We start from the raw sequence: 8,204 nt of genomic DNA, 5'->3' as shown, positions 1-8,204 counted from the left end.
CAGCGTATTCTCTATCCTTTGGGAATCAAGGAATAACGAACATCGCAATTACCTCGAGTCATGTTTGGATCGTTTTTACTTAGGAAAAATTTTGCAATATCAAATATATTATTGCGACACATTTTTCTTCCCTCTTTTATAAAAAAGATTCTCTTCACTTAAATCTCCACCACCTTTTTTTTATTACACATTAATCTCCAATTTATAAAATTATATTCAAAAAAGGTGGTATTTTATTTATTTTTCTGTAAATTTATATTGTATTAATTACATAATATCATCCTTTGTAAATTTTTTCTAGGTAGATAAATTGTCATAAAAACAACATAAAGCAGGATATCTCCCTGTTTTTTATAGACAACGGTGCAGCAATAACGTTTCCCAATCATTAATTAACTTTTTTATTTCCTTTTCTAATCTATAAAGTTTATTAGTTGCATAATCCAATAAGCAATCTAATTCATCCAATTCCGACTGCAATTCAATCCACCTCACTTGGATTATACAACGTTTAGGCTATTTAGACCAAGACTATATACTTAAATAGAATGGCAAGCACTCCTTTTATCACAAAAATCTCTTCAAATGTATTCATCCCAACGAACATAATTAATATGTGTGCATATCTCTTTTAGACTTAATATATATGTCTACTCAACAAATAAGGACGATTATTAACAACATGTACAATTCAAAAATAAAAAAAGGGCTTAACAGACTAGAGATGTCTACAAGCCCCTAAATGCTTATTCTGTTACGCTTACTATTGATAAATATTTTATCTTAAGAAAGCAGTTTTAATATTACTTATCCATTTTGTCATTTCACGATAAGTTGTTATCATTTTTAATGTTGGACCAGTTTCAGTTCCCATATTATTATTGATGTGACCGCTATCTAACGTTATGAATAATACTATTTCTTTATCGGAAAAATCTTCAACTTCTTCTTGATTAGGAATTATATAATAAGTAATGCTTAAATCAGGTTCAATCGTTGTTAATGATCCAACGTTAGATTGATTAGGTATTTCCATAATCTGTTTTTCTAATATATTAATATCTTCTTGAGTCCATACAATGGTGCTTTCGATTTTTGAAAAACCAAATTGAAAACAAACATCAATATCTAAGCTTAAAAGATCTTCTATTTTCTCTTTTTTGCTAAGCTTCATATTCATTTGTACTCTACTATCCTCATAATTTACATCTTTTAATGAGACCATCACAAAAACCCCATTTCTTTTAGAACTGACTAACTACCAATTTTGCTTTTTCCATACTGACTTTGGTTTACTTTGTTTATAAGCAGTAACTACTGTCTTACCAGATTTATCAAGTACTAAAGCAACTTTATTCCCAGAATGATAAAGAATTTTAGCTCCCGTGTTTTTATCTACATACTTTGTACCATATGCCATTGCTTTTGCAAATGCAGATGAAGAAATACCTCTTTGTGCTGCACGTTGGGCAGCATGTTTAGTAACAGTTTTTACGGCTTGTTTTCCTACCCATTGTGTTACTAATCTTACTACAGTTCCAATAGCAAATGGAATTACAGGTAAAGCCATTGGTTGTATATTAAATTCAATTGTTCCATTTGTTTCATCAGTAGAATTATCATTAAACAAATGAGCTTCTTCTTGAGATATGATTGAATCATCTACTAGATACTTTGAATAATCAATCTCATCAACTTCTTCTTTTTCACTTGCAAGAACGTTTAAACTTGGAGTAAGTAAAGAAAATAATAAAGTTACTACAATCGCATAAATTAAAGATACTAATTAGTTAAGTCGGATAGTTTCACGAAGAATTTAGTAAGGAAAACAACAGGAGCAAACTATCCAGCAGTAAAAAACTCTGATATATACGATGAGATTATTATTTATCCACCAATAGACCTACAAGAAAAGTTTTCTAATATAACAAAACAAATAGAGGAGAAAAAAACATTTTTGGAAAATAGTTTACCCTATCAAGAAAAGTTATTTAATTCGATATTACAAAAAAGCGTTCAATGGCGAATTATTTACCGAAGAAAAAGTTTCTAACTTTTAATCAAAGGGAGGTGGCTATGTGTCAAACTTTAGCTTTCTAAAAGAGAAGAGGCAGTATCGCAGTTTTGCCAATGCCTGTTTTGAAGCGGAAAAAGGCTTAATAGTTAGCCCAGCTGTCAGTGCGATTCAGTAACGACGTGCGCTGGAGCTAGCAGTTAAGTGGGTTTATAGTTATGACAGTGCTTTGAAAGTCCCTTATCAAGATAATCTTTCCAGTTTGATTCACGACCGAGAATTTTTAGGCATTATTGATGAAGAACTATTACCGTTGATGAAGTATGTAGTGAAACTAGGTAATCAAGCAGTCCATACCAATGCACCGATTATTCGAGATGAAGCGGTTTTATCCCTTCATCATCTATTCCAATTTATCGCATGGATTGATTATTGTTATTCTGATGAATTTACTGCTGGGGAATTTGATGAATCCCTACTTCTGGTTGGAGAAGAAAAGAAGGTCCGTCCGAAAGAATTACAAGATTTATACGAACAATTAAGTGCGAAGGACCGGAAACTTGAAGAAATTATTAAGGAAAATCAACATCTTCGTAAAAAGGTCACAGAAAAACGTGAACAGAACACGAAAGAAAATAATTTCCAAGTAGATCAATTAAATGAATTTGAAACAAGGCTAAAATATATCGATTTAGATTTGAAACTTGCAGGTTGGGAATTTAATAAAGATATTATTCGAGAATATCCAGTAGTAGGTATGCCAAACAAAGAAGGTAAAGGATTCGCTGATTACATTTTATTTGGAGATAATGGTAAACCTCTTGCTGTCATTGAAGCGAAAAGAACATCAAAAGATCCTAAAATTGGTCGCCAACAAGCCAAACTTTATGCTGATTGTATCGAAAAAATGTCAGGTGTTCGCCCGGTGATTTTCTATTCGAACGGCTTTGAAACGTATATTTGGCATGATCAGTATCCACCCCGGAAAGTTTCTGGATTTTACAATAAAGAAGAACTAAGTTTGTTAATCGAACGTCGCCAAATGAAGCGTCCATTATCAAATGTACAAATAAATGATGATATTAGTAAGCGTTATTATCAAAAAGAAGCCATTTTATCTGTTTGTGATGCATTGAGTCGTAATCAAAGAAAAGCACTTCTCGTTATGGCAACAGGTAGCGGGAAAACGAGAACGGCAATTTCAATTGTCGATGTTTTGACTTGGCATAATTGGATGAGCATTTTGCATATTTTTCAGCGCAAGAGCCATAAGGATTTTAAAGGCATAAAAAAGGACTTCACCCCTAAAATGTAGAATTTTTGAAGTGACGAAACAACAAAAATTCAAAAGGAGGAAGTCACTTTGTATATTCTACAAGAAAGTCTATTTTCCTTTGAAGAACTGCAAAAATTAGAGTCAAAAGAGAAATTACCTATCTTTTTTAGCTCGCTTGATTTACGCCCTTATGCTAAACAGTTGAGAAGTTCTTCACCCCGAGGGGCTGACGGTCATTCCAGAGAAGGGATTCTAAGGGCTCTCATCGCTGCCCCACTCGAAGGCATCGACACCTTTACCGCCCTTCATCATCGATTGGATAAAGACCTTCGTTTCCGTTATCAATGCGGTTTATCGATTGATCGCCCCGCACCGTCTATCTCCACTCTCAGCCGGGTTTTTGCAGCACTTACCAAAAAAAGCTGGCTGAAAAGATCTTCCTTGACTTGGTACAGTTAGCTCAGGAGGAAGGAATAATTGACGGCAGCCACCAGGCCATCGACAGTGCCGCCATTGATGCCTATGAAAAGAAACAGCCCAAAAAGCGTAGTGAACAAACGGGTAATGCCAATTGGGGCGCAAAATATGATTCCTTCGGCAATAAAATTACCTGGTTTGGCTATAAGATGCATCTTTCAGTCGATACCGCAAGCGAACTGCCAATGGCCATAAAAGTAACCCCTGCCCATGTGAACGATGGAGAAGTCGCACCAGAATTAATCGAGCAAGTGGCAGAGCGTACCAAATCCAAAATTGAATTTCTGATCATGGATGGCGGATATGACCAACTAAAAAACTATGAATCAGCCAAAAACATTGGAGCGCAAGCCATTATCCCGCTCAATTTGCGCAACGAAAAAGAGCCTCCTGAAGGGATTTCTTCCAATGGAACTCCGCGTTGCTCCATGGGTTATGAAATGACTTATTGGGGAGCTGATAAGGACCAGCTCAAGTTCAGATGTCCTCACGCAACCGGCAAAGTGGATTGCCCATTAGGAATGGCAGCCTGTTCATCTTCCAACTATGGAATGGTGGTAAAAGTCGACATCAAAAAGGATGTGCGCCGATATTCCAATCCGCACCGTGATACAAAACGTTGGAAAGAGCTTTACAACGAGAGGACAAGTGTAGAACGCTGTAATTCAAGAATGAAAAGCTACCTTACGGCGAACTCCCTACATGTATGGGGAATTGAAAAAGTAAAGACCCATATTTACCTGAACGCTATTGTATTACTTGTTTCAGCGCTAGCGATGGCAAAGGAAAATAAAGGGAAGAAAGCTGCTTAAAAAAATTCAATGTGAAAAATTCTGCAGGTATGCCCAAAAACAAGATTATTGTAATATTTTGTAAAACAACATGCTGGTAGCTATTTGTCGAGTGCTTTATTTTTTATACTTTTATCCAAAAAATCTAATTTTGCAAAATGCTCGGGTGAAAAATGTTCTCTTCTTAGCAGATCGTAAAGCTTTAATAAACCAAGCATATCGTAACTTTAATAACTTACTACCAAGTATACCTTTATGCAATCTTTTAGATAACAAGGATAACCCAGAGGAAAGCCGAATCGTCTTTTCTACATATCCAACGATGATGAATGCCATCGATGAGGCGAAAAGAAAAAATGGCAAAAAACTATTTACCGTTGGACACTTTGATCTCATCATCATTGATGAGTCACATCGAAGTATCTATAAAAAATACCGCAGCATTTTCGATTATTTTGATGGAATTTTACTCGGCTTAACGGCAACTCCAAAAGATGAAATTGATAAAAATACGTATGAAGTGTTTGAAATGGAAAATGGTGTTCCGACTTATGCTTATGAGCTGGATCAAGCTGTAAAAGATGGGTTTTTAGTTGATTACCGAACAATTGAAACAAAGACAAAGTTTCTAGAAGAAGGTATTCATTACGATGATTTATCGGAAGAAGATAAAGAAAAATATGAAGAAACCTTTGATGAAGAAGATTTTAGGGAAGATATTGACAGCTCTGCCTTAAATGAATGGCTCTTTAATGACAACACCATCGATATGGTTCTGAAAGATTTAATGAACAAAGGCATTCATGTAGAAGGCGGAGACAAGCTAGGCAAAACGATTATTTTTGCGAAAAATCATCGCCATGCTGAAAGAATCGTAGAACGGTTTGACGCATTGTTCCCAGAGTATGGTGGAGATTTTGCTAGAGTCATTGATTATAGCATAAAATATGTTCAAACATTAATAGATGACTTTTCAGATAAAAGTAAAATGCCACAAATTGCTGTATCTGTGGACATGCTTGATACAGGTGTGGACATACCAGAAGTGGTTAATCTTGTATTCTTTAAAAAGGTTCGCTCGAAAACAAAGTTCTGGCAAATGATTGGTCGTGGAACACGGCTTTGTCCAGATTTATTTGGAATTGGACAAGATAAATCGCATTTCCTAATCTTTGACTATTGCGGAAACTTTGAGTTTTTCCGTGAAAATCCAAAAGGAATGGAAACACAAATCGGTAAAAGCCTAACGGAAAAATTGTTCAATGCAAAAGTTGATATTATTCGTGAATTACAAGGGACTGAATATCAAACAGAAGAATATATCAAACATCGCAGTGAATTAGTCCATGAGGTAACGAGGGATATACTTGCATTAGATAATGAAAACTTTCGTGTCCGACAACATTTACAATATGTGGAGAAATTTAAAAACAAGGATAATTGGATCTCATTATCAGTTCTTGATACGAATGAAATTAAAGAACATATCTCACCGATCATTGTCCCAGTTCAAGATGATGAATTTGCTAAACGTTTTGATTTATTAATGTATACGATTGAACTGGCCAAATTACAAGCGAACAATGCCACAAAACCAATTCGCAGCGTCATTCAAACGGCGGAAGCACTTTCTAAACTTGGTACGATTCCACAAGTGATGGAGCAAAAGCATGTCATTGAAAAAGTATTGACGGAAGAGTTTTGGGATAGTGCTGATATATTTGAACTAGACGAAGTGCGTGAAGCATTAAGGGATTTAATCAAGTTTATCGAAAAAGAAACACAAAAGATTTATTATACAAACTTCCAAGATGAAGTAATTGAAGTAAAAGAAAACGCTTCGATGTTCAATGTAAATGATTTACAAAATTACCGGAAGAAAGTAGAATATTATTTAAATGAACATAAAGACCAAATGGCGATTTACAAACTGTACCATAATAAACCACTAACAGCCCAAGATGTAAAAATGCTTGAAGATATACTTTGGAAAGAACTTGGTACGAGAGAAGATTACGAAAAAGATTTTGGTGACACGCCGATTACAAAACTAGTTCGGCAAATTGTTGGCTTGGATCCGAAAGCAGCCAACGAAGCATTTTCCGAATTCCTTTCAGAGGAGCGGTTAAATCTAAACCAAATTCGATTTGTTAAACACATTGTTGATTATGTCATTAAAAACGGAACACTCGATAAAAAAGTATTACAACAAGAACCATTCAGATCAGTTGGAAGTATTGTTGAATTGTTCAAAGATAATATGGACGATGCAAGAAAAATCATTGGCATTATTGATGAGATCAATCGAAATGCAGAAGATATTGCTGGGGCATGATTCAATAAATGTACAAACATGATTGAGACACCTTGGATTTTCAGGTGTCTTCTGTATTTTTGAGGTGAAAGAATGGTAACTGAAATATTTAAAAAGGAAATTATTAAAATACTATCTATCTGAAGCAAAAAACCAAGGACTCTCTTATATTGATCTTGTATCATGTGTATGGCAAAATAAAAGTGCAGGTGATATTCATAGAAAAGTAGGAGGATATCCGTCAAATAATCATCGTATGCCCTCATGCTGTAAGGCCATGTATTCATTAATGAAGCCCGGTGATGAAGTTTTATATGCACCGCAAAAAGGAAAAGGAGCAACATTAAAAATTAGATATTATATTAATGAGGAGCGAGAAGGTTGAAAAGTACAGAATATGAATACGGACCTATTCAAAAGTTATTCATAAAAAGTTGTTTTATTTTTAAAAGTATTAACCTCAAATTAGTTGTACCATCCGATTATTCCGAAACTGTAAAACTATATTTACCAAAAGAACTAGATGACAGGCAAATACAAGTTGGTTCCATTCAATATGGCGGGGTAAAATACCCGATAGTTGATAAAGATAATATCAGTCTTAAATATGTTGAATTACGATTAAAAGTCAACTTTTTAAAAAGTATTAGCAAATATGATGATGTTTTTCATTTACTAAAAGATAAAGATGAGAATGGATGGGTTAAGTATAAATTTACATATTGCAAGGAAGATTTAATTCTAATAAAAAAGGTAGCACAACATATTTCTAGAGGTCTTGAAAGAAAATTTAGGAAACTATATCTAACAATTGGCATTGATAAAAGAATACTAGATTTACCTAGGCAAAGGGCAAAATAATCATTTACATACAATCAATATGATGCGATACAAATAATATCGGATATACTTATTGAACAAGGTTATGATATTTCTCGCTCATCTAAAAGTAATCCAACATACCATATTACTGCAACCTATAAAGGGAAAATAGCGAGAATATTGGTAAGGCACCTTCAATATGATTCCGCTTATAAGGAATCCACTATACCTTATCAAGTTTATAAAATTGATGCTTTTGAAACAGTTGATGAGCAAGAGGAAGGAATAAAAGAAATTGACTTTGTAGTTGGTTATAATTTTAGAGACAATGTATTTGCGTGTCTAAGTATTGATGACTTTCTAGATAAACGTAGCAGAGTTGTACATGAGAAAGAGGGGTTACGCTCCGAATATTTTAATTCATGGCATTTATTAAGCAATTATTTTATTAGTAACGTAAGCCCGAAATAAAAATAAACGTACCTTCACGGTACGTACTACAAATAACCG

At 34.3% G+C, this 8,204-nt stretch carries 4 protein-coding genes and 3 pseudogenes; 5 read left to right on the top strand and 2 right to left on the bottom strand.

Features of this window, described 5'->3' with window-relative positions; genetic code table 11:
* Positions 1 to 778: 778 nt before the first annotated feature.
* Positions 779 to 1,225: a hypothetical protein gene (locus LIZ98_RS15965; RefSeq protein WP_040037970.1), complete on the bottom strand. Its 447-nt coding sequence runs from the start codon at positions 1,223 to 1,225 to the stop codon at positions 779 to 781.
* A gap of 33 nt (positions 1,226 to 1,258) precedes the next feature.
* Positions 1,259 to 1,630 carry a DUF4258 domain-containing protein gene (locus tag LIZ98_RS15960; protein WP_108897606.1) on the bottom strand — a complete coding sequence of 124 codons (372 nt, stop codon included), beginning with the start codon at positions 1,628 to 1,630 and terminating at the stop codon, positions 1,259 to 1,261.
* 571 nt (positions 1,631 to 2,201) lie between these two features.
* Here LIZ98_RS15960 and LIZ98_RS15955 point away from each other — a divergent pair.
* From LIZ98_RS15955 to LIZ98_RS18230, 5 genes and pseudogenes are all read left to right on the top strand, one after another.
* A pseudogene (locus LIZ98_RS15955) lies at positions 2,202 to 3,281 on the top strand (DEAD/DEAH box helicase family protein); the annotation flags it as partial.
* Between the two features lie 96 nt (positions 3,282 to 3,377).
* Positions 3,378 to 4,579, top strand: a pseudogene (locus LIZ98_RS15950) (transposase).
* A 121-nt stretch (positions 4,580 to 4,700) separates the two neighbouring features.
* Positions 4,701 to 6,893 (top strand): annotated as a pseudogene (locus LIZ98_RS15945) (type I restriction endonuclease subunit R); the annotation flags it as partial.
* 360 nt (positions 6,894 to 7,253) lie between these two features.
* Entirely contained in the window at positions 7,254 to 7,733 is a 480-nt protein-coding gene (locus LIZ98_RS15940) for a hypothetical protein (protein WP_095142623.1), read from the top strand.
* 27 nt (positions 7,734 to 7,760) lie between these two features.
* The gene (locus LIZ98_RS18230; RefSeq protein WP_369009896.1) at positions 7,761 to 8,165 is read left to right on the top strand and encodes a group I intron-associated PD-(D/E)XK endonuclease; all 405 of its coding nucleotides are present in this window, start codon (positions 7,761 to 7,763) and stop codon (positions 8,163 to 8,165) included.
* Positions 8,166 to 8,204 lie beyond the last annotated feature (39 nt).

Source organism: Caldibacillus sp. 210928-DFI.2.18, assembly GCF_020554505.1.
Lineage (GTDB): Bacteria > Bacillota > Bacilli > Bacillales > Caldibacillaceae > Caldifermentibacillus > Caldifermentibacillus hisashii.
This window is presented reverse-complemented; position numbering and strand designations above follow the sequence as displayed.

Coding starts and splice junctions, on each gene's coding strand:
- LIZ98_RS15965 (WP_040037970.1), bottom strand. CDS start 1,225: ATGGTCTCATTAAAAGATGTAAATTATGAGGATAGTAGAGTACAAATG.